Origin of the sequence: Burkholderia sp. BCC1988 (genome assembly GCF_905339895.1) — a bacterium.
Taxonomy (GTDB): domain Bacteria; phylum Pseudomonadota; class Gammaproteobacteria; order Burkholderiales; family Burkholderiaceae; genus Burkholderia.
This window is the reverse complement of the sequence record NZ_CAJPHA010000040.1, coordinates 17,226-40,018: the sequence shown is the minus strand read 5'-3', so window position 1 is coordinate 40,018 and position 22,793 is coordinate 17,226. Positions and strand designations below refer to the sequence as shown.

The 22,793-nt window shown below is 57.2% G+C and carries 19 protein-coding genes and 4 pseudogenes; 18 read left to right on the top strand and 5 right to left on the bottom strand.

Annotated elements, in window-relative coordinates; translation table 11 throughout:
- A partial coding sequence (locus U4012_RS34640) for a methionine adenosyltransferase domain-containing protein (RefSeq protein WP_321804300.1) occupies positions 1-307 on the top strand: 307 nt, incomplete at its 5' end.
- Between the two features lie 209 nt (positions 308-516).
- Positions 517-1,728 carry a cytochrome P450 gene (locus tag U4012_RS34635; RefSeq protein ID WP_321804298.1) on the top strand — a complete coding sequence of 404 codons (1,212 nt, stop codon included), beginning with the start codon at positions 517-519 and terminating at the stop codon, positions 1,726-1,728.
- A 45-nt stretch (positions 1,729-1,773) separates the two neighbouring features.
- Here the strand turns inward: U4012_RS34635 and U4012_RS34630 are convergent, their stop codons facing one another.
- Complete coding sequence (locus U4012_RS34630; protein ID WP_321804296.1) at positions 1,774-2,643, bottom strand: LysR family transcriptional regulator; 870 nt, start codon at positions 2,641-2,643, stop codon at positions 1,774-1,776.
- A gap of 121 nt (positions 2,644-2,764) precedes the next feature.
- Here U4012_RS34630 and U4012_RS34625 point away from each other — a divergent pair, with 121 nt between their 5' ends.
- The 8 genes from U4012_RS34625 to U4012_RS34590 are packed head-to-tail and all read left to right on the top strand — an operon-like array spanning position 2,765 to position 8,642.
- Complete coding sequence (locus U4012_RS34625) at positions 2,765-3,196, top strand: DoxX family protein (RefSeq protein WP_321804294.1); 432 nt, start codon at positions 2,765-2,767, stop codon at positions 3,194-3,196.
- 15 nt (positions 3,197-3,211) lie between these two features.
- On the top strand, positions 3,212-3,913 hold the full coding sequence (locus tag U4012_RS34620) for a glutathione S-transferase family protein (protein ID WP_321804292.1): 702 nt from the start codon (positions 3,212-3,214) through the stop codon (positions 3,911-3,913).
- Positions 3,914-3,959: 46 nt separating this feature from the next.
- Positions 3,960-5,162 carry a pyridoxal phosphate-dependent aminotransferase gene (locus U4012_RS34615; RefSeq protein ID WP_321804290.1) on the top strand — a complete coding sequence of 401 codons (1,203 nt, stop codon included), beginning with the start codon at positions 3,960-3,962 and terminating at the stop codon, positions 5,160-5,162.
- Positions 5,159-5,677 carry a DUF6190 family protein gene (locus U4012_RS34610; RefSeq protein WP_321804288.1) on the top strand — a complete coding sequence of 173 codons (519 nt, stop codon included), beginning with the start codon at positions 5,159-5,161 and terminating at the stop codon, positions 5,675-5,677. Before U4012_RS34615 ends, U4012_RS34610 begins: the two co-directional genes overlap by 4 nt.
- Positions 5,667-6,452, top strand: coding sequence for a dihydrodipicolinate synthase family protein (locus U4012_RS34605; protein ID WP_321804286.1), 786 nt, complete (start codon positions 5,667-5,669; stop codon positions 6,450-6,452). Before U4012_RS34610 ends, U4012_RS34605 begins: the two co-directional genes overlap by 11 nt.
- Positions 6,453-6,459: 7 nt before the next feature.
- Positions 6,460-7,320, top strand: coding sequence for an iron-containing redox enzyme family protein (locus tag U4012_RS34600; protein WP_321804284.1), 861 nt, complete (start codon positions 6,460-6,462; stop codon positions 7,318-7,320).
- On the top strand, positions 7,304-7,618 hold the full coding sequence (locus tag U4012_RS34595; protein ID WP_321804282.1) for a Rieske (2Fe-2S) protein: 315 nt from the start codon (positions 7,304-7,306) through the stop codon (positions 7,616-7,618). The genes U4012_RS34600 and U4012_RS34595 overlap by 17 nt, the downstream gene beginning before the upstream one ends.
- A 4-nt stretch (positions 7,619-7,622) precedes the next feature.
- A complete protein-coding gene (locus tag U4012_RS34590) occupies positions 7,623-8,642 on the top strand; it encodes a methyltransferase domain-containing protein (protein ID WP_321804280.1) in 1,020 nt (339 codons plus the stop codon).
- Positions 8,643-8,732: 90 nt separating this feature from the next.
- Here U4012_RS34590 and U4012_RS34585 read toward each other — a convergent pair.
- Positions 8,733-9,550 (bottom strand): annotated as a pseudogene (locus tag U4012_RS34585) (IS5 family transposase).
- A gap of 212 nt (positions 9,551-9,762) precedes the next feature.
- Here U4012_RS34585 and U4012_RS34580 point away from each other — a divergent pair.
- The 7 genes and pseudogenes from U4012_RS34580 to U4012_RS34550 all read left to right on the top strand — a co-directional run bounded on the left by U4012_RS34580 (position 9,763) and on the right by U4012_RS34550 (position 18,465).
- Entirely contained in the window at positions 9,763-10,557 is a 795-nt protein-coding gene (locus tag U4012_RS34580; RefSeq protein ID WP_321804278.1) for a hypothetical protein, read from the top strand.
- Positions 10,558-10,568: 11 nt separating this feature from the next.
- On the top strand, positions 10,569-11,657 hold the full coding sequence (locus tag U4012_RS34575) for an AAA family ATPase (RefSeq protein ID WP_321804276.1): 1,089 nt from the start codon (positions 10,569-10,571) through the stop codon (positions 11,655-11,657).
- Between the two features lie 59 nt (positions 11,658-11,716).
- Positions 11,717-13,918, top strand: coding sequence for an alpha-ketoglutarate-dependent dioxygenase AlkB (locus tag U4012_RS34570; protein ID WP_321804273.1), 2,202 nt, complete (start codon positions 11,717-11,719; stop codon positions 13,916-13,918).
- A gap of 383 nt (positions 13,919-14,301) precedes the next feature.
- Entirely contained in the window at positions 14,302-14,511 is a 210-nt protein-coding gene (locus tag U4012_RS34565) for a hypothetical protein (RefSeq protein WP_321804270.1), read from the top strand.
- A gap of 119 nt (positions 14,512-14,630) precedes the next feature.
- Positions 14,631-15,134, top strand: a pseudogene (locus U4012_RS34560) (hypothetical protein); the annotation flags it as partial.
- 508 nt (positions 15,135-15,642) lie between these two features.
- Complete coding sequence (locus U4012_RS34555; RefSeq protein WP_321804268.1) at positions 15,643-16,809, top strand: porin; 1,167 nt, start codon at positions 15,643-15,645, stop codon at positions 16,807-16,809.
- 1,098 nt (positions 16,810-17,907) lie between these two features.
- Entirely contained in the window at positions 17,908-18,465 is a 558-nt protein-coding gene (locus U4012_RS34550; RefSeq protein ID WP_321804265.1) for a POTRA domain-containing protein, read from the top strand.
- Between the two features lie 1,014 nt (positions 18,466-19,479).
- Here U4012_RS34550 and U4012_RS34545 read toward each other — a convergent pair.
- The 3 genes and pseudogenes from U4012_RS34545 to U4012_RS34535 all read right to left on the bottom strand — a co-directional run.
- Positions 19,480-19,977 (bottom strand): annotated as a pseudogene (locus U4012_RS34545) (IS110 family transposase); the annotation flags it as partial.
- 8 nt (positions 19,978-19,985) lie between these two features.
- A protein-coding gene (locus U4012_RS34540; RefSeq protein ID WP_321804306.1) for an IS5 family transposase occupies positions 19,986-20,803 on the bottom strand; the annotation gives its coding sequence in 2 pieces (ribosomal slippage) (positions 19,986-20,455 and positions 20,455-20,803; 819 coding nt in all).
- 75 nt (positions 20,804-20,878) lie between these two features.
- Positions 20,879-21,415, bottom strand: a pseudogene (locus U4012_RS34535) (IS110 family transposase); the annotation flags it as partial.
- Positions 21,416-21,632: 217 nt separating this feature from the next.
- On the opposite strand from U4012_RS34535, the gene U4012_RS34530 reads away from it, so the two are divergent.
- The gene (locus U4012_RS34530) at positions 21,633-22,757 is read left to right on the top strand and encodes an ISAs1 family transposase (RefSeq protein WP_321804263.1); all 1,125 of its coding nucleotides are present in this window, start codon (positions 21,633-21,635) and stop codon (positions 22,755-22,757) included.
- Positions 22,758-22,793 lie beyond the last annotated feature (36 nt).

Genomic DNA, 22,793 nt, shown 5'->3' with positions numbered 1-22,793 from the left:
CCTCGCATCGCGCGCGCTGATCCAGGTGTCGTACGCGATCGGCGTTGCCGAGCCGACCTCGGTGATGGTCAACACGTTCGGCACGGGCCGCGTGTCGGATGCGGTGATCACGGAGCTCGTGCGCGAGCATTTCGACCTGCGTCCGAAGGGCATCATCAAGATGCTCGACCTGCTGCGCCCGATCTACGAGAAGACGGCCGCTTACGGCCACTTCGGCCGCGAAGAGCCGGAATTCTCGTGGGAAGCAACCGGCAAGGCACTCGCGCTGGCCGAAGCGGTCGGCGTGGAGCAACTGGTGGCGGCCTAAGGTGGCTCGCAGTCAGGCAGGTTGGAAATGATGCGCCACATACCGGTCGCAATAGTTCGGCTGACTCACGGTCCGATATTGCATTGAAGTAGGCACCGTTGTGCACTTCGGCAAGCACCCTTGACGAATCTCGTTTCGAGCTGCTGGAAGCGGAAACGTCAGGGGACGCTTGGTTTGGCGTTTGAACCCACTCTCGGGACGATCGACTCATGAATTTGTTCTCGGCTCCTGATATCACGTCGTCTGAGTTTTTGTCCGATCGCTATGCGAGCTATCGCATGCTTCGCGACAAATTTCCCCAATTCCATACGGAAATCGACGGCGAATCGACGATCATCTTCACGCGCTTCGCGGACGTTGCGGAGCTATTGAAAAATCCTGTCGCGACCAACCAGCGGGAGCCGGGTACATTTCCGGAAGGAATAGCTGGCAATGGCCCAGCCGGTAGGTTCTATCGCGAATCCTTGGTCAACATGGACGGTATCGATCACACGGTTCTGCGCAGGATCATGTCGCCCGCATTCTCGCCGGCTCCGGTACAGAAAATGCGTGTCTGGATGGAGGCGGTGGCCGAGCGTCATTTGGCGAGATTCGATGGAGAATCGGAAATGGATTTCGTTTCCGCATTTGCGTCGCCGATGGCTGCCGAAGTGGCCTCCGGGCTCGCACATGTGCCGGCTGAAATCGGGGCGAAGATGCTGTCAACCGCCCCCGATCTTATGAAAATGATCAGCGTCTCCAGCAAGACGCGAAGCCTACTTGACAGGGCCGATTCAGCCGGCGCATTTTGCTACGCGCATATGACGGAGCTATTCGACTCGCTAAAGGACAAGCAGCTCCCGCTTGACGATACGGTCGCTGTACTGCTTGCGGCGGAGGGGCGCGAGAAGGCCATGACCCGGTCCACGCTCATCACGCTGTTACTCGGATACATGATGGCGGGCTACCACACGGCAATGATTACGATGGCGAACGCGGTCGTTGCCTTGCTCACGCATCCCGAGCAAAGAGCACGATTGGTTGACGCACCGGAACTTGCAGGTTCGGCGTGGGAGGAGGTGCTTCGCTATGACGGTGCTGTCCACTTCAGGCAGCGGTATGCTAGCGCGGCGATCACGGTTGGTGGTAGCCACATCAAAAAAGGGCAACGGTTGTTGCTCGGGTTGCAGTCCGCAAATCGAGATGAACGGCAGTTCCAGGATCCAGACCGCTTCCTTATCGATCGCCCGAACAACCGCCATTTGGCGTTCGGCAGTGGTGCCCATTTCTGCATGGGGCTTCAAGTAGCGCGGCTCGAGGGCGAAATCGTTTTGCGGCGGTTCTTTCGGCGCTTTCCCAGGATGGAGATCGTCGACATGGAGCGATCCGTGCAAGATTTGACTTTTCCCATGTTGACGCGGCTCACGCTTTCTCTACGTTAGCCGGACAGCTGTATGGTCGCTTTCGAAGCAACATGACGGAATTCATCAGATTGTCAGCGTTGATGCCAAGTACTTGAACACGGCCGATACTCGCCGCAAGTGCCTTGATTCCCGGTGCGTCAGTACCCAAAGTTCGGTCTGGCAATCGTGTAGCACGTCGGTGAGTTGGATCAGATCAGTACGATCGCGTGTTAGAAACATGGGCAAAATTCCTACACCCATGCCCAGCGCGACGAGTTCCATGACGGTCAGGATACTGTTGACCTTGCAGTGCGGAATGACTTTCCGAAAGTGTCGTTTGCGCCAGATGACAGACGGATGGCCTGGGAGCGCTTCGTCGGGCGCAATCCAGCGCGCCTTTCCCGCCATCACATCTTCATAACTCGGCGCGGCGCGACTTCGGGACGCGAAAAGCGCAACGTGGATGGGGCCGACGTGCTTGCCCACCAAGTATTCCGGTGGGCGCCTGGTAACGCGAACGGCGATGTCGGCGTCGTGGCGCGCCAGGTCGGCAATTTCATTACCGGTATGCAGTTCGTACGCGAGCAGCGGATGAGTGGCTTCCAACTGCTTCAATGCCGGCCCCACCAGCGCATGCAAGATCGTGTCAGTCGTGGTGATCCGAACCGTTCCCGTCACTTGCTCGGGAACGTGTTGCGCAATCGATCGCGCTGACTCGATTTGTACTTCTATCTGTTCCGCGTGCTCCGCCAACTTGAGCGCGAACTCCGTTGCACGATAGCCGGCGCGCGTGCGCTCGAACAGACGCTGCTCCAGGCCTCGCTCGACCCGCTGCAGATTACGAAATACTGTCGAGGCATCCACGCCCAGCCGCTCGCCGGCCTGTGCCAGCGTACCGGTGCGGGCAAGCGTCAGGATTATCTCGAGATCTGCGGCACTCAGCTTGAATTGCACTTTGGTCTCCTTTGTCCATTGCACTTGTGCAATATGCGCTTGTAATTGTGCTCATATGGGAAGCGTCGACGCAATGATAAATTGGGTGCCGATCTGCAAACATATGTCAAAGGCACCCGTCATGAGCTCAGCGACCGCAACCAACAATACTTCTGCCGCGTATGGTGCATTGCTCCTTCGCGTGGCGTTAGGGGTGATGTGGATTGCACACGCGTTGTTGAAATCGCTCGTGTTCACGCTGCCGGGGACTGCGAAATATTTTCAGAGCGTCGGTTTCCTGGGATTTTTGGCTTCCCCGGTTTTTGTCGCCGAGCTGGCCGGTGGCATCGCACTGGTACTGGGAATCTACGCGCGGCAGATCGCTTTGCTGTTGATTCCGGTCATGGTGTGCTCAGCTTCGGTGCATATGCGCAACGGTTGGGTGCATGCGAGCCCGGGAGGCGGTTGGGAATATCCGGTGTTCCTTGTCATCACGTGGGTCTCAGTCTGGCTGATTGGCGATGGCGCATCTGTGTTGTGCCGCAGTTCGCGCTTCTCGGCAAGAGTAGCCTGATCAGGAGGCGACGACATGAATACGACCTTGTATCACCTGATTGGCCATGCGCTTTGTCCATACGTGCAACGAGCGGTCATCATATTGACGGAAAAAGACGTGTCGTTCCAGCGAACGGATGTTGACCTGAGTGACAAACCGGACTGGTTTCGCGAAATATCGCCATTGGGCAAGACGCCGGTATTGGTCGTCAATTATGTACCGATCTTCGAGTCGGCCGTGATTTGTGATTATCTCGACGAGACGCTCGAGCCGCGGCTCCATCCGATGGTCCCCCTTGAGCGCGCACGGCATCGCGCGTGGATAGAGTTTGCTTCGGCGCAGCTGAATACGATTTCGGCATTTTACTCGGCACCGGATGAATCTGCTCTGAACCAGAAAGTCCGGGAAATTCAGAGGCAACTCGGGCAGTTGGAGATTGCTCTCGGGGCGGGGCCGTATTTCGCCGGAGAGAGGTTCAGCATCGTCGATGCTGCTTTCGGTCCGGTGTTTCGTTATTTCGACGTGTTCGAGCAAATCGATGACTTCGGGTTTTTCGCGAGAGTGCCCCGGGTTAGCGCGTGGCGGAAACAGTTGGCCAATCGGCGATCTATTCGCGTGGCCGTCGCGGCCGACTATCAGGAGCTGCTGATGGGTTTTCTGCTCAAACGCGGCTCGGCACTATCAACACGCATTCGCAATCGCGCAGCGATAGCACCTCGTTCTGCTCAATATTGAGTCGAGTCGCTACGCCATTAAATCCGCACAACAAAGGATTAGTTTCATGAGTGAACAAGTAATTGAGGCGCCGTTCTCGATCATCGATCGTGCTCAGCCAAAAGGAGACATCACACAGCATGAAATCGCGGCGCTTCGCACGCGCTACAACCTCGCAGATGCCCACACACACCAAAATCAAAGCCGCACGCAACGCGAGATCGTTGCCGGTTTGTCCGATCTCTGGTATCGGGCGGAAAATCAATCACAGCACAAGAGTGAGCAGGATTTTATCGATGCATTCTATTCGTTGCACGGTCAATATCGAGCATTAAAACGCAGGGACGAGATTTATCTCGTCTATGCGGCGTCGATCGCTATGCATATCACGGCTACTTACTTGCAGAAGAAGGGGATGAGGGTCGGCCTGATCGAACCTTGCTTCGATAACCTACACGATCTGATGAAGCACACGAAAGTTCCGATGGTGCCTCTACGCGAAGAGCTCTTTCGGGATACCGCGAGAATTTATGAGAACCTCGCCGCCCGTACGGAGAGCCTTGATGCCGTATTTCTGGTGGATCCCAACAATCCGACGGGCACGAGCCTTTTCGTCCCGTCCGATCATGCATTCCGCGAAGTTGTTCGATTCTGCGTGGAGCACGACAAACTTCTTATCGTGGATTTCTGTTTTGCGGCATTCATTCTTGCATCCGGCCACCCACGCCCCGACGTGTACGCGATCCTGGAAGATTCCGGGGTGCGATACATCGCAATGGAGGACACCGGTAAGACCTGGCCGCTGCAGGATGCCAAGTGCGCGACCATCATGTGTAGCCGCAGTCTGAATGATGATATTTATCCGATTGTCACAAGCGTGCTGCTGAATGTTTCCCCGTTTGTGCTGACAGTGGTTACCGAGTACGTGCGAGACAGCGGCCGTGACGGCTTTGCGTCGGTCCGCGATCTGCTCTGTGTGAATAGGGACCTTGCCAGAAACCAACTCATGGGCGGCTTGTTGCGTTATTTGACGCCAGCGGTAGAAACGAGCGTCGCATGGTTCGAAATCACCGATCCAACCTGGAGTGCGGACGCCCTCCAGGCTTATTTATTGACGCGTAATGTGTACGTGCTATCTGGCAGGCATTTCTACTGGAGCAATCCAGTGAGAGGGCAGCGTTACATCCGCATTGCGCTTGCTCGCGAGACCTCGGTGTTTTCGTCGGCTGTCGAGGTTATTCGTGGCGCCCTTCAGGATTTGATGCATTGATCCAGTCCCCATTGTTCATCGACGCCAGCTTTTTCCTCGGCATGCATGACGGCAACGAGGACCGTCGCCTGCGGTCGCTCGACTACTTCACCCGCAACCTTGCGGCGCGACCGAGAATGAATTACGAGCAGATCGGAATTTGTGATGCGATCATCTGGACGAAGCGCCGCGAAGTTCAGGATCTTTACTACCCGTTCATGGATCGGCTTCACAGCGACATGGCCATTCAGCGTCACGGATACATGTACGACGACATAGACATCGCGCGCGGCAATGCGCAACTGCAGTCCCTGACGCCGGAGCGCGCACTTCTGGTGGCGCAGGTGCTCCGCAGCGACGGAATGCTCGCTACCCATGATCCCGTGCTGCTAGGGCTCGATGTCTTGCGAGGCCGGACCTGGATTGCGCCAATCATAGAGGTCGGTCCTGTCGCGTTTCCGGCCGAGTTGCAGGTGTTGTACGAGGCGTCTCGAATTTTCACTCACAATGGAGAGGATCACGTTCATGGCCGGTGATGTAGTTGTCCCGTTGATTACTCCAATCGACGCCACAGGGCGGGTGTGCGGACATAGTGTCGCGCGATTGCTCGACTCGTTGCGTTTCTCGGCGGGCGGATATATCCCGTGTCTGACGTCCGGAGAGGGCTGGCGCCTGACCGACAAGCAGTGGGCTGAGATGCTCGCGCTTACGCTTCAGCATGCGGGCAATCATCGTGTTGTTGTTGGCATTGAGCGGCCGACAACCGAAGACGTGATCGACCTCGCAAACCACGCAAAAAAGATGGGGGCCGCTGGCGTCATGTTGACCTCGCCGTTCGGGGCGTCGGTCGACCAGGATGCCATATTCCAACACTATCGACGCGTACACGATGCCGTCGATCTAGACATCTATATCTACAATGAGTCGAGCCTGTCCGAAAACGAAACCTCAGTCGAGACCCTGCTCGCTGTTGCATCGTTACGGCGTGTTGTCGGTATCAAAGACTCGTCGGCGACTACACCCGACGCCAATCTTATTACGGCGCTTCAGCAGCACGGCTTGAAGTATCTCGTCGGCTGGGAGCAGCATCTCGGTTTGGGACTTCCCGCCGATGGCTGTGTCGTCTCACTCGCGAATCTTGAGCCGGCGCTTTGTCGCGTTGCAACTGCCCTGGCAAACGAAGAGGTAAGGGCCATCTTGGACGAACTCACGACTGCGTATTCGTTGCTCAGCCCCGACTGGTACATGCACGTCAAAGCGGAACTGTTCAGGCGAGGTGTCATTTCGTCTCCCAAGCTTGCAGGTCATTGAACGAGCTATGAGGACGCTGACGCAGAAGGACCTGTATCTTGCCAATCGCGCGCGATTGCAGGCGCCCCTGAATCGAGATTCGGACGTGGATGCCTTCGAGCGTGAATGGATTGCGCGCAGGCTCGGCGAGCTACCGGAACTGCCGCTCCCGACCTCTCTGGCCGAACTGAGAGCGGCACTGAGATGGCAGATCGCGGCGGAACAGAACGCGCCTCAGCCTGAAGCCAACTATGTGGCGGAACAGATGCGTTCGGATGAGTTCCGTATTCTGATACAGGAGTTCGCAATTGATGGTTTGACCGAGGCGCAGGTCTTTTACTACGCGCTTCCTCGTTTGCCGCTAGAAGCGCAAATGCCACTATTGCGGATCATGATCGACGAATTTGGTTCGGGCAATCTGCGTCGAGCACATACGACGCTCTACGTCGACTTGCTGCGCGAACTTGGCATGTCGACATCACTCGAGTCATATCTGGAACGAGTTGATACATTGAGTTTCGAGTTCGTCAATCTTTTTTTCTGGCTGACACTACGCGCCGACGATGCGTCCTATTTTGCCGGCGCGTTGACCTACCTCGAAACAGCGATTCCGGGATTTTTCGAGTGCTACGCGCAGGCATGTCGGCGGCTGAATGTGCGGGCGCACGGTTACTACACCGAACACCAGCATATTGATGGCTTTCATGCAGAGGAAGGTCAGCGACTGCTTGCGGCCATGCACACGGCCGCAGTACTCGACGCCGCGAAAGCCTGCCAAGGTGCCCGATTGATGGGCTACATCACTGATATGGCATTCCGGAATGCGGTGATGAAGGCGCGACTCGCACGGCTGATCGAATACTGCAAATCGAATGATGATGGACGATAGTGACTACGAGGAGGTGGGCTTCTTTACGCTCATCATCGACGGACGCCAGTACGCGGTTCCTCAATATTGTCCTCATCGCGCGGGCAAGCTTCGTTACGGGTATATCAACGTGATCCGCAAGACGATCACGTGCCCACTGCATCATTCGGTTTTCTGCCTTGAATCGGGCAAGCAGCTCGCGGGTTTCGAATGCGGTGTGCTGAATGTAAAGCGCTCTTCGGGTGAATGTGTCGATGCGCGTGGAGCTACGCCATTCGACGATGAAGCCTCCGTCAATGAAATCACGAGAAGAGGATAAGCACATGCAATATATGGCCGAGCAATTGTGGACTCCCTTGTCAGAATCACTTCTCGGATGGGATCACGCATTCCACGACCTGATGCTCAACGACAAGTTGCGTATGAAGGCCTACCGGGAGGCGATTTTGGATACGGTACAGCCGGGTGACCGCGTCGTTGATCTTGGGACGGGAACCGGTATTCTGAGCCAGTGGGCTATGGAGGCCGGTGCGCAGCAGGTGATCGGCATCGAGATGAACGCGGAGATTCTCGACTTGGCGGTCTGCCGTATGAACGCTGCGGGATACGGGGATCGCTTCGTTCCGGTAAACCGGATGTCCTACGATGTCGAACTCGATGCTCCCGCCGATGTGCTGGTCTCGGAGATCATCGGAAACATGGCGGATAACGAGAATTTTCAACCGATTCTCGAGGATGCGATCGGACGATTTCTAAAGCCCGGTGGAAGAGTCGTGCCGCAGTCGGTCTCGTCCTATATGGTGCCGGTGGCCGCAACCCAGGCGCACACACACCTGTGTCATGGCGCAGTCTCAAGCCTGTCGCCGCGATACGACATCACGCAGCTATATCGGGCGAAGGGCACGCGATCGCCCTTCAACTTGTACTACGACTGCATTCTTCCGAGCAACCTATACCTGAGTGCTCCGCAACGAATGTGTCACTATTCTGGAAAATGGGACCAGCCTGCTACCTATATTCGTAAGTCATCCTACGTTATAAATTCGGATGGTCTTTTGACCGGCTTCAAGTGCTACTTCATGGCCGAGCTTTCGGGCGTCACGCTCTTGGATATATCGGGGGGCGACGTACACGCTGGAGAGACGTCCGACAGCTGGAAACATGCTTATCTGCCTATCGAGTTTCCCATCGAGGTTCAGGAGGGAGACCTGCTGAATGTCGCGTTTAGCCGACGCTATCCCAAACGCGACGAAACCAGATTCCAGCAAATGTATGAGTGGTGCGGAACGGTGGAGCGACGAGGTCGCCCGATTGGGCGATTCGGCCAGGACATGGGGGAGTAGCGCATCCGGCCATCGCTATCCTGACGCGGCGGACTGGTCGACCGGTGGCAATTTTCCCAGTAGGTCTCGCCTGTGGGTTAAGAGGCCAGTTCAAAAAGGCTGCTCGATACGCCTGAAGATGTTCCAACAGACAAGCGAGCAACCGAGTTTCAGGAATGCTTCGTGAATGTCAGCCCGTCGCTCGAAGCGAGTGCGTAGGCGACGAAAACTGTGGAGCCAGGAGTGAGTGCGTTCGACCACCCAACGATACTTGCCGAGTCCGCTGCCGTGTCCGGTCCGGCGCTTCGCGATCACTGGCTGGATACCGCGATTGCGCAGGGCTCGCCGATGCCGCTCGGAGTCGTATCCGCGATCGGCGTAGACCACGCGAGGCCGTTGAATCGGGTGGCCGCGCAGGCCGCGAATCGATGGAATCGCGTCGATCAGCGGCAGCAACTGCGTAACATCGTTGACGTTCGCGCCAGTCAGGATCGCGGCGAGAGGTGTGCCGTTGGCGTCGGTGACGATGTGGTGCTTGGAGCCGGGTCGCGCGCGATCAGTGGGGTTCGGGCCAGTTTTTGGCCCGCCCCAACAGCCCGTACCGATGATGAATCGACGGCGGCACGTGAAAAATCGATCTGGTCGACCGCCCGCAGTTTGGCGAGCAATAGTTTGTGGAGGCGATCCCACACGCCGGCTTCGTGCCAGTCGCGAAGTCGGCGCCAACAGGTTGCCCCCGAACCGAAGCCGAGCTGGGTTGGCAGATGGTTCCATCGAATGCCGGTCTTGAGCACGAACAGGATGCCGTTCAATGCTGCCCGATTCGGAACCGGAAACCGTCCTGGATTCTTCGTTCACCGCGGTTTCGGCGGCGGGAGCAATGGCTCGATGAGTATCCACAATTCGTCATCAACGATCGGCGCTTGCATCCCTCATGATCCCGTTGCTCAGATGCTTGAGGTTAACAGGTCGCCGGTGAAGTTAACAGCCCCTCGAGGGTCTTTTTGAACTGGCCTCTAAGAAGAATCATGAGCGATAGGGGTACGGCTTCTGGGCGTTTTGGTGAAGCGCCGCGCGTCAAACACATCTCCATGTATTGCCGAGAACCATCAAATAACAAGGCAGGGCCATGCGAAATTGGTTGAAGCAGTTGATCAGTGACGTTATTGAAAAGCCGATAGACGCTGACGAGCGTACGACTGCGTCCACCTTGCTAGGGTGGCCGCGAGATCAGATTTTTCGGGACGTCATCGGGCGAGGGCAAGCCGATTTCACATCTGAAATCGGTCATCTGAGCGCGTACGACAGGGCGCTCCTGTACGCAAAATACAACCAGGGCCGACATCTTGACGAATTGTGTCACGCCTTTGATCGGCTGCTCGGTGAGCAGGTTATTGCGCGTCCGACAGTGATCGACGTCGGGTGCGGTCCTTTTACAGCGGGATTGGCATTCGCTGCGTCGATCGGTCCTCGTGAACCATTTCGATACTTTGGGATTGACCGTGCCCCTAGCATGCTGGAGCTCGGCGGTGTGCTTGCGACTGGCGCGCGGCATCGTGGCGCGTTTCATCCACTTACCACATGGGCCTTCGGGCAGAGCCTGGACGAACTCGATTTCGGGCCGGTTCGTGGTGAATGGGTGGTGGTCGTGGCTTCGTACCTGCTTGCCAGCCCTACGCTGGTTGTTGACGAACTGGTGGCGTCAATTCTCGGGGCTCTAACGAGGTTTGGGCCGGGGCCCGTCGCAGTGCTTTATACGAACAGTGCAAATGCTGCTGCCCGGGCCAAATTTCCGGCATTTCGTGATTCGCTGATGCGGGAGGGATTTGAAGTGAAGGCCGACTTTGTGGAGCGCTTCGTCGACACCACGAAGACACCGAAGGATTTGCACTACGCGTTGTTGTTCAGACCGGCGCAGAACATCATCAATATGTGAAGGATGCACCAATGAAGTTGCCGAAACTCGACGATTTGGTCGATGAGCAGATGCTTGTCTATGAGCATGACCCGGATGAAAACCTATTTGTCGCGGGACCACCCGGTTCGGGAAAAACGAGTCTTGCCGTTCTGCGGGCAAAGTTCCTGAAGGAGTTGGGCAAGCGTGTCCTAGTGGTGACGCGAAACAAGATGCTTGCGGCCTTGACGGCGCAACTGGATGGAGAAGGGCTCGAGTCGTATACCATGAATGCCTTCGTCGGCAGGGCCTATCACGGTCTCACGCACCAGAATTTGCCGCAGTTCTATCCTTTTGTTTACGACTGGAATACGATTATCGAGGTATTCGCGGCTGCCGGTGCTGCACCGCAGCTCGATCATCTCATTGTCGACGAGGGGCAAAATCTTCCCGCGGAATTCTTCCACTGGGCCGTGCGTTTTGGCGCGAAGAATCTGACCGTTTTCGCAGACGAGGATCAGACTACCGACTCACAGCGCGCGTCTCTGCGTGATATTTGCCGCGCTGGCATGCCGAAACCAAAACGGCTGATGGCGAATCATCGAAATACAGCGGAGATAGCAGCAGTGGCCGAGCATTTCCATCGTTCCCGCATCTTGCCGCCGGGCGTCGTGCAGCGCGGCCGTGGTGGCGAGTTGCCACGACTCGTTCGATCGCAAACTTGGGATGAACTCGTCACACTCATTGCTACCCGCCGCCAGAACCGCGCGGAGGCCATCGGCGTAATTGTGTTCCGTCGCGATGATGTACTGGAAGTTCGGGACAAGTTGAGGATGATGTTGCCTGAAGGCACGCGGATCGATGCCTATATCAACGGTGGTACGGGGGCGCCTGAAGATATCCGCTTGCTCGAACCGGGAATCACCGTGCTGAGCAGCGAATCGGTAATTGGACTGGAGTTCCATGTTGTATATTTGCAAGATTTGCATCGGTCGCTCCCGTGCGGTTCACGTGAGGACTATCGGCGCATGTACATGCTGTGCGCGCGTGCACGGAATTATTTGACGCTAGTCGATGGTCCCGATGCGCTGAACAACAATCAACTCGCCGACCTGCCGGGTCCAGCATTGCTTGCCAGATGACAAGACAAACTTCGACTTCGACACAGATGGACTGGCTATCGCTGGAGGGCGGAGCCGGGATGTCAGAGAACACGGCGAACGCTGTTTCACGTCGCTTGGTGTTTGCCCTTGATAGTCGAGACTGGTTGCGTTTTCTTGTCGATGAGTGGTGGCCCACACGAGTCGATACCCGGGGCGTACGCTTGGGCGTGGATGCCGCATGCGGTGAGATGGCATCCGCAGGCCTCGTGGTGATGGTATGGGTCGACCCCGCCCAGCTTCCCCCGTGGCCGATCGCGGTGTATGGAGATGGGCGGTGGCGCGATGCGGCACTGGATGCAATCGGACCGCGGGACGCGGAAGTCCGCTGGCCGGGCCCTATACCCTTATCGGCGGTCTCGGCGTTCTCGGTTGCAACCGAGCGGGAGCGCGCACGATTGCTTGCGATGGCCAAGGGTTTCAGCAACGTGGAATTGCCGGCGCAGCAGATCGAAATTCGGGCGACCGCTTGTAATCCTGTTGCGTTGGATTCACCGGCTTGCGAATGGCTGTATTCCCCGCCTGATCAGTGGAATGCGATCCGTGGTGCGGCGATGATGGCCCTATGGGCCGTTCCGACCATCGATCCGTGGCTCGATTTATTTTGCCAGTCATTGTGGACCGGGGCGTCGAACGAAAATGCCGCGACTGCACTGGGCGCTCCCTGGCTCTCAGCACCGCTGTGGACTCACGTGACGCCTGACGCCGTTCAGATGCCGTTGTGGGCAGCGATTCGCGAAGTTCTCGGCGCGGTGAACTATCGGCAGGAGTGGCGGCCATCCGAAGTATTGGATGCGATTGTAGAGAGTGCCACGCTATTGGGAGCGGATGCCAAATCGCTATCGGACCTTGGGAAGCATACCCATGCGATGCTGTCGGATGCGATGGCGATCGATGTTCGACGGGGTGAGCGAGATTCTTTAGGGTTTGCATTGCAGTTGGTGTTGCTTCGACCGACGGCGGACCAGTTCGTTACCTGGTTGGACGAACTCCCCGCAATGTCGCCGGCGGTGTGGTGGACCGGGGCAATGCTTGCGGGGCTTGTCACCGGGATGCGGGACCTCGACCCGCAGTTCCGCGGGGGGGCCGCTGCGCGGAACCTGCTTGCCGTACGCACCTGGAAACTCTTTGCCGGATACGATCAGCCGGATTCGGTTTGGCCCGATCTGTTTGCGCCGAAGCCGTCATGGATGCTTGGCGGCGACAGAGTACAGTTCGTTGAGTCTGGCAAGAAGTGGGCAGACCGCAAGCCAAGTCGCCGTGGAGAGTGGTTTCGAGCGAACTTGTCGGACGAGCCGACCTATCGGGTGGCGCTCGATCTTGCGAGGCGATTGCAGCCGTCTTGCCTGCACCGGTGTCTACGGATTGCCGACACCGACCTTGCCGTATCGGGGGACGGCAGGATGACCGTTAGCAAGGCGGCCGGTCGCATGAAGATCAAGGGCGAAGTTCGCATTATCCTCAACGAGAACGCTTCTTTCGACGATGTGCTGGACGTCGCTCGCTTCAGAGACTGGATTGCGGCCGGAAGTGTCGCGGAACGACTCCCGGCGGTGCCGGACTCAGGGCAGTCCGAGGAACGAGACCTTGGCGACAATTTGTCTCCGTCGGTGGAGGGGCAAGACAGCGTCGCTGCGACGCCGGTTATCCAGCTGCCAGATGACCCCACGGGGCTGTCGACGATAGCCGACTTCATCTCGGATGATGAGGAAAGTGCATTGCTGGCCGAGATCGAGCGTGGTGATTGGCTCGATACCCTTACGCGCAGGGTGCAGCATTACGGTTGGAAGTACGATTACCGGGACCGGAAGATAAAGCCTGAATCTTATCTCGGCCCGCTTCCACGATGGGCGGCAGACTTGGCAGAGCGCCTGGTAAGGGACGGCCTTGTGAGTGAGTTGCCGGATCAGGTTATCGTCAATGAATACGTCGGGAATCAGGGCATAGCAAAACATGTTGATTGTCCCGAATGCTTTCGCGGCGCTATCGCGACAATCAGCCTGGTCGAATCCTGGAGCATGCTGTTTCGGACTCTCGACGGAACGCACAAGGTCGAGCGGCTACTGCAGCGCCGCAGCGCGGTCGTGCTGGATGGAGAGGTCCGCGAAAAGTGGACGCATGAGATTCCGAAGCGAAAGAAGGAGGGCGCCGCGCTGCGTGGGCGCCGGATCTCCATCACGTTTCGAAAGGTGGTGGAACCGACGAAGCCAAAACGCGCCACGCGTCGAAAAGCTGGCACATGACGGGGCCGGGATGGGCAAACTACATGCCATCAGTTCCTCGATTGCTGCGAGGGTGGGATCACACCGAGAGTCCGTTTTGCGACGTCCGGTTGTTGCGGTTTCTAACAAGGCGGGCGCGCGCATTATTCAATGCAGTGAAAAAAGCCGCGAATTGTCGAAAAATTGCAGGTGCTGGCGTTATCGAATATTTTTAACTATTGTTAGCGGATGTGGACTTGCCTTGCAGGTTCGCGTACGGTCCCCCTCGGGACGGCTGGGTAGTGACCGCCCGTCACATGGCCCAATTTCGCATGCTCGTGAAACCGGTCTACGTGACGAATGGTCCACCGGCAGTCGTTATGCGGGCAGTGAGTCCGATTGACCTCAGGACAGGAAGAAGAATCGTGGGCGAACACGAATGCTCGGGTGGCATCGGTGATGTCAAGCGAATGGCTCGGTCGCACGAGCGGGCCGACTATAAGCCGCATTGGACTGAGTCAAGCTGGATTCCGCTTGCGACGATAGCGGTCATCGTCATTTCGATCTTTGTCACGTGGGCGACTCTGGATGCAATCTTGGTGAATGCCATTCCCATCGGGCAAATCAAGCACTGAGTGAGCGATGGCAAATGTGCATTTGCGACGTGACCTCACTATTCGCGACGTTGTTGACGCGACGTGTTTGTAGGCACCAGGGAACCGAGCTGAAAGAGAAATATATAGGCGGATTCTTGATGCCGCTGGCGATCGCGCTTTCAGTGGGGGTTTCGATAACCGGATGCGACGAGCAAAAAGTCGTGGACGCGGTTAGCGCAATCAAGCCCGATGCGCTCGCATTTGGCAACTTGCAACCAGGCGTTTCGACGACCGACGACGTGCGATGCCAGGCTGGCAAACCAGAAATTGTCTGGTAGGGTGAGGACGGCGCGCAGCGATTCGAGTATCCCCACGGCCCGAGTGGTGCGGCGACCTATATGGTCGACTTTGGACCAGACTGTCATCTGGTTTCGGTCACGCAAGTATTGACTGCGGAGAACATTGCGAAAGTCGTTCGGGGGTTGGCACAAGATGACGTACGTCGGCTGCTTGGTAAGCCGACCACCGTCGCCGAATATGCGCTGAGCCATGAAGCCGTGTGAAGCTGGCACTGGCAAGAAGATGGCGTTTCTCGTGATGCGATGTTCCATGTGCATTTTTTGGCGGAGGGCATCGTCATCCGGACGTCACGCTCCGAAGCACCGGGACATGAGTTGCACTCAGACACTTCGCCATGTGCACTTGTGCAGACGATGACCGTGCGGTCCTTTTCCCGGAGACATAGTGGAAATCGCAATGGGATCAAATTTTTGTCGACATCGGAACGGTCGCAATCCACGTTGCCGACCATCAGGGTGGTCGGCAGCATTATCACTGTCACCCCGGGAATTTCACGCTCTCCTGAGATCAAGGAAAAAAGGGGCGCATCACACGCATGTTGCTGTGGACCTAACGAGGATCGATGCACGTGACGCAACTCATACGCCATGTATCACGCTCCAATGCAATCCAGAGCTTCGGATCGGAGATCCTCCGATGATCTCACCCGAGTTTTTGCGAACAATTGTCAGGATTTAAAGGTATTTAGGGAAGCGACGCTGAGCAACAACGCATGTTTTGATATCTCGAAGCGATTTGATAGCATGGCTCCGCTCAAGCGGACAGCTTGGCTCCTTTCAAATAAATTTGCGCTTCGGATACCGAATTAATATGAAAAAATCTCTGCTCGCACTTGCTGCTCTGGGTGCCTTTTCTGGCATCGCGCACGCACAGAGTTCCGTTACGCTGTACGGCATCATCGATGAGGGTCTTAGCTACACGAACAATGTCGCGACCGGCGTGGACGCGAACGGCAATTTCACGCATGGTCACGTTCTCGCCATGCAGAGCGGTGTGCTGCAAGGCAGTCGCTGGGGTCTGAAAGGCACCGAAGAACTCGGTGGCGGCATGAAGGCAATCTTCCAATTGGAAAACGGTTTTAACGTCAACAATGGAGCGTTGGGCCAGGGTGGTCGTATGTTCGGCCGTCAAGCGTTCGTTGGTTTGTCGTCGGCAAATGCGGGAACGGTGACGTTGGGCCGCCAGTACGACTCCGTTGTCGATTATCTTGGGCCGATGACCGCCAATGGAAACTGGGGCGGCGCATTCTTCTCGCATCCGTTCGACAACGACAACACCGATAATTCGTTCCGCATTAACAACTCGATCAAGTACACGAGCGCGAACTACAACGGCCTTCAGTTCGGCGGTCTGTACGGCTTCAGCAATTCGACGGGCTTTGCGAACAATCGTGCGTGGAGCCTGGGTGCGCGCTATTCGAACGGCCCGTTCACCGTGGCTGCAGCGTACCTCGACTTGAAGAATGCAAATGTCACGAGCGTTGGCGCTCAGACCGAAGGTAATCCGGTGACCTCGCTGCTGAGCGGGATTGCCACGGTAGTGGCCGGTCAGTCGGTTAACGTCACGTTTCAGAAGCAACGCACGGGCGGTTTGGGCGCGAGCTATGCATTCGGCCCGGCTACTGCCGGTGTGATGGTCAGCGAGTCGGTGATGCAGAATCCGACGTCGTACTTCCGATTCCTCAATGTCGAGGGGAACGTTCAGTACTTCGTTACGCCGGCGCTGTCCCTTGGGGCCATGTATGACTACACGCGCATGACGATCAGTGCGGGTAGTGACCGTGTCGGATCGAACTTCCATACGATCGGCTTGATGTCGGACTACTTCCTGTCCAAGCGCACGGACGTGTATGCGCAGGCCGTTTACCAGAAGGGCTCGGAAAATTCGGAAGGTCTGGTGGGTGTCGTCGGTGCGGGGGGGTATTCGTCGAGCACGTCACAGGTCGTCGCGCGAGTCGGCATTCGGCACAAGTTCTAATCGCTTGCTGACTTGACGGAGCACGTGCTGCGCTCCGCCAAGTACGAAGCCACTGATCTGACTTGTTTCAGCAGGGGCTTTTCGTTTCGAGTGCCGTGAATTTTCCATGTTCCATCGGTTCTGAAAACCAATCGCTGTACTGTCATTCCAGGTGCTCAACAATTGTCAAACCCAGCCGGAATATGTCCGGCGGTGGTTCGAAATAGTTAGAATGACACCTGCCTTCTTTGGTCAAAGAGGCATTGCGAAGGGAGCGAGAGGGCCGTCCGCGAGGACGGCCCTCACTTTTTTGCAAGCTTGCGAACTGCGGATCGTCATGCACGTGAATGAAGCGAACCCACGCAAGAAGACTGGCGGACAGGAGGCAATCGCGTCATCGTCGGTAGCGGTCCAACGGTGTTCTACCGGTGAGCCAGGCACCTTCTATTTGGTGACACGAGCGGCACGACTGCCCGTGATTTGCGTCGAGTTGGCGACTTGGGTGCCTATGGAGCAGAAGGTCGCGGGAAACGTGCGGGAGCGGGGGAGGGATGCTGAACTTGTCATGAAGCGTGAGATCTTCAATGTCTGAAGTTTGGCGAGGATCTCGGCGCTGACAATTATTGATCTTCCATTGGTCCAGCTCGTGTCACGATCAGAACAAGAGTGAGCGAGACCACTGACGTTGCCAATCGCGACTTCAGTAGCGTGAGCATGGGAAGCCCTGCGATCATCAGCAACGCGTTGGCGTTCCAGGATCGTGTATCCGGCACGAGCGGCGATGCGGAAAATCGCAGGCGAGATGGAATTGAATTCAGGCGCGCGATCACTCGGGCCTCAGGGATCTCTGTCTGGCGAAATCGATATGCATAGAACTTTGCTCAGCATGTCCGGCATGGTGATTGTCGGCCTTGTCGTAGCGTTGATTGTTGTCCTGGAGACTGCACCAGGACCGCAGGAAAAGGCGCCACTTCCGGCAAAGTCGATGAAGCGGGTGAATGCGAGGTGAGAATGCGCGTACTGTTCAAGCTCTGGGTGGGAGCGTCGGCGTTGGTCGTTTGCGTTGCATGGCTTGCTCATCATCCTGCTCATGGTCGGACCTTGTCTCAGAACACGAGTATGGACGAACATCCGACGCAAACGATGCTCAATCCGCGGCTCGATCAATCTCGTCAGAGCGTGCTCGAGCCGTCGTCCACATCGTTCAGAATTGTGCCGACATCGGAGACGACACTCGATATCTCCCCGGACGCCGCGATTGATGACATCGTGGAATCGACACCGATTGTTCTGGTCAAAAAAATTGTCCTGATGTCGCCGGATGGCAAGCCATTCGAACCGCCCGGTGGCGTCACCAGTGCGAGACTCGATGAAGTCACGAATCGATTCGTTGGCCACGCAATTGGATCACGCCGGATCAATGTAATGGTGAGACGGTTGACCGAGGTATTTGTGGCGGCCGGTTTCGTGGCGACACACGCCTCAGCCGATTCCCGGAATCTGGCAAATGGAGTGCTTATGGTGACGATTCACGTCGGGCGAATTGCGACCTTCACCGCAATGACGGACCCGGTAGGTGATGGGAATCGCTCCGCCAGCGATCTCGAAACACGCAATCATCGGGTGTCGACGAAATTGACGCTTTCCGTCCTTGGGTCGGCGACTCGCGGTACTTGATCTCGAGCGTACGTTGCGCGATGCGTTAGCGTCAGTTAACCGGTTCGGATGCGAATCGAGCGAGGTCTCCGCAGCGCGCATACAAGCTCGCGAGGCCGGATGTGATGCAACCCTCCTCGTGTCTTGATTCCATCCTCGCCTGGATCGGGGCACCTTAGCGCGGCGGTCGATCGTCGCGCCTTTTTTATTCAAAGTAGAGACGACGTAAACGCGAAATCAAGCCGTGTCCTGACGAGGAGACGTTGTCAGGTGACTCGCGTGGACGCCGTGGCGTCGACCCATGCCGCTGCATGCAGTCGTATAAAGATTATCGTGTCACTGCGGACGATGTCCGGTTGGCGTCCGGGAGTGCTTGAACATGCGGCGGCAGATACGCAGGCGCAGTTGCTTGAGGAAGAATGCGGAGGATCCCAGGCACGCCGCAACGCAAACGAATGGCGTGCGGACGCATTTGGCATCGTGCCGGCTGGACGCTCACTGACCTGATGTGCGCTCTTTCAATCGACACTGCTTTGCCGTTCAGATAGCTCATCCAAGTATATGTGTCGATGACGTCTGCGGGAAGGGCGTGCAGAGACCGGTAGATGCTCTCCTGCACCTACTGCCGACGTACGCATCCTGCATCGCGCGAAGTGGTCGACTTGCATGCGTGCACATAGTGCACAGAGTGGATATTCGTCTAATTTGATCGACTTTCACACGGACACCAGGGCAATCGCATGAAGGGTCGTTAACAATCTACATGAACGTCCCCCGTTTGAGCAGGTTTCCGATAGTTATGCAGACAGGATGGGTTGCAGCTCTACATTCGGCCTTTCTGCAGCCTCGATTGCTGCGGGCCCCGATGAAATCCGCTGACTCGCGCCTCATTCAAGGATCGAGCTCCAGGCTCAATTGTTAACTCAGGTTGAGCGAGTCACGGTCCTACCTAGTCTGTCATCACTGTCGATCGCCTGCGCAACCTTGGGACGTATTCTCCCGGATAAGCGTTGTTTGTCCGTTTCCTGTTACCGTTCATGCCACACGTGTGCTGTGGTACTCCTTCTGGTACGGCCGACCGTGGGCGAGCATGGCCCAGATCGTTCTTGCCATCTTGTTCGCTAGCGCAACAATGACAACGTTTTTCGGACGACGCTTACCGATCTGCTCGATCCATGTTCCGCGTTCCTTTGCATGCAGCAACACACTACGCGCCCCGTGCACGAGCAGGGTTCTCAGGTAGGTGTCGCCCCTTTTACTGATACCGAGTAATTGAACTTTTCCGCCAGACCCGGTCTGCGCGGGCACGAGCCCCAGCCAAGCGGCAAATTCGCGCCCCGACCGGAATGAAGCTGGATCGCCCATCGTTGCGACTGCTGCCGTCGCTGTCAATAATCCGACTCCTGGAATTTCGGCGATTGCTTTGCAGGCCTGATCGTGCTTCATCCAATCCCGCAGTCGTCGTTCAATTCCGGCGATCTGATCGTCGAGTTTCGTCAAACCGTTCCACTGTTCCCGCAGTGAATCGATTAGAGGCCAGTTCAAAAACCCTGCTCAGCTCGCCTGAAGATGTTCCAACAGACGAGCGAGCAGCCAAGCTTCAGGAATGCTTCGTGAATGTAGGCACGTCGCTCGAAGCGCGTGCGTAGGCGACGGAAATTGTGGAGCCAGGAGTGCGTACGTTCGACCACCCAACGATACTTGCCGAGACCGCTGCCATGTTCGGTCCGGCGCTTCGCGATCACGGGTTTGATACCGCGCTCGCGCAACGCGCGACGGTGTCGGGTGGAATCGTAGCCGCGATCGGCGTAGACGACGCCGGGCTTTTGAAGCGGTCGGCCACGGACACCGCGAATTGGTGGAATCGTATCAACGAGCGGCAGCAGCTGCGTGACGTCGTTGGCGTTCGCGCCAGTCAGGATTGCGACGACGGGAACGCCGTTGGCGTCTACGAGGATGTGGTGCTTGGAACCCGGTCGCGCGCGATCCGTGGGGTTCGGGCCAGTTTTTCGCCCGCCCCAACGGCGCGCACGGACGATGAATCGACCGCAGCGTATGACAGATCGATTTGGCCGGCCGCACGCAACTTGTCGAGCAGCAACTCGTGCAGTTGGTCCCATACACCAGCCTTTTGCCAGTCGCTCAATCGCCGCCAGCAAGTTGCGCCCGAGCCGAAGCCCAGCCGAGTCGGTAAGTGGTTCCAGCGAATTCCCGTTTTGAACACGAACAGGATGCCGTTGAGCGCCGCACGATCGGACACGCGCGGACGACCAGGATCGCTCTTCGCACGAGGCTTCGCAGGCGGCAGCAATGGTTCGATCAGTATCCACAGTTCGTCGTCAATGATCGGCGCTTCCATCCTTGGGCTTCCGTTGTTCTGGTGCCCAAGGTTAACAGCTCGCCGAGGAAGTAAACAGCCCCTCACGGGGTTTTTGAACTGGCCTCTTAGCATTGTCGGCAGGCGCTGGGCAAGTCGTGCCAATACGTCTGGTATCCCCTTATCCAGTGCAGCCCGGCTTTTGGCCATCACTTCGCCATATTCGGTCAGCAGGCCACGCAGGCTGTTCATCTGCATCGTGCGGAATTTCACCAGTTGCTGCCGCATGCGGTGCAGCCCAAGCACCGCCTGTTGCGCTTCTGTCTTTATTGCGACAGCCTTGATGGGTTGCTGTACCGCGAGCCAGATTGCTCGTGCATCGGCAGCATCATTTTTGTTGCCGATGTTGAACGCCTTGACGAACTTCGCCGGCATCAACTTCACGTCATGCCCCATCCGGATCAGACAACGAGCCCAGTGCTGAGATCCGCCACATGCCTCCATTCCAACAAGGCAAGGTGAGCGATTCACAAAATACTCAAGAAACCGGCCGCGCTTGATCGCCTTGTTCACGATCTCACCAGTATCGGGATCAACCCAATGAACCTGGATGACGTTCTTTGCGATGTCGACTCCAACGGGCGTAAGCTTCATCTCGGATCCTCCGGTTTGTCTTTGAAGACCTTGATGATCTTCTACTTTGGGCACTTTGATGCCGTCGGCCCGTGAGGATCCGCCTCCCGCATTTCCTCACTGCCAGATTCTTCACCACTGACGGGTGGGGGACGTTCATATCATTCAAGGAGTTACGCGCGGGGTTGTAAACCGAGGCGAATCAAGCGTTTACTACTATCTTTTGCGGAGGCATCGGATGGAGGAGACGCAAGCCTTGAGCATCGAAGACGCGTTCGGCGAGTTGCGCGATCCGCGCAGCCGAACGCCTGCCCACGACTTGTCAGAGATGCTGGTAGTGGCACTGTGCGCGATTTTATCGGGAGCGGATAGCTGGGTAGCCATTCAGATCTGGGGTGAAGAGAAACTGGAGTGGCTACGCGGCTACGTGCCGCTGCGCAACGGCATCCCGTCGCACGACACGTTTGGACGGGTGTTCGCGGCCCTCAACCCGCGTCAGTTCGAGGCGTGCTTCACGCGCTGGATGAGCGGCGCGTTTCCGACGTTGTCCGGCGAGCTCGTCGCAATCGACGGCAAGACGGTCCGTGGCTCACATCGCAATGGGGGGCGTGCCATTCACCTTGTTTCGGCCTTTGGAAGCGGCCTGGGCGTTGTCCTGGGGCAGGTGCGCACGGCCGACAAGAGTAACGAGATCACGGCGATTCCGGAATTGCTCGACGCGCTGCTGCTCAAGGGCGCGATCGTGACGATCGACGCGATGGGCTGCCAGCAAGCGATCGCCCGGCAACTCGTCACGAGCGGTGCCGATTATGTGTTGGCGGTCAAGGAGAACCAGCCGACGCTGCTGGTGGAGATTCGCTCGACGCTCGAAGCCCTCGATCGACTCCAGCCCGAAGATCGATGGGACTGTTCGAGTGAATATCGGGAGGTCGAGAAGGACCACGGCCGGATCGAAACGCGTCGTTGCCTGGTTAGTGACGTGATGAACACATGGCGTGCGGCCGCGCTCTGGCCAGGCATGCGCTCGATCGTGATGGTGGAGGCCACGCGCGAGATCGGCAATACGGTGACGGTCGAGCGCCGATATTACGTGAGCAGCCTGCCGCCCGATGCAACGCGCATTGCATACGCCGTGCGCTCGCACTGGCGAATCGAGAACTCGATGCACTGGGTGCTCGACGTAGCGTTCGGCGAAGATCAATGCAGGGTGCGAGTCGAACATGCGGCGCAGAACTTTGCAATTCTGCGCCGCATCACAATGAACCTGCTGCGCAAGGACACGCAAACCAAGGCGGGCCTCAAAATCCGCCGGCTCAAGGCCGCCACCAGCGACAACTATCGCGCTCAACTCCTTGGCTGGTAAGCCCCTTCATGCGATTGCCCTGTCACGGACACGGAC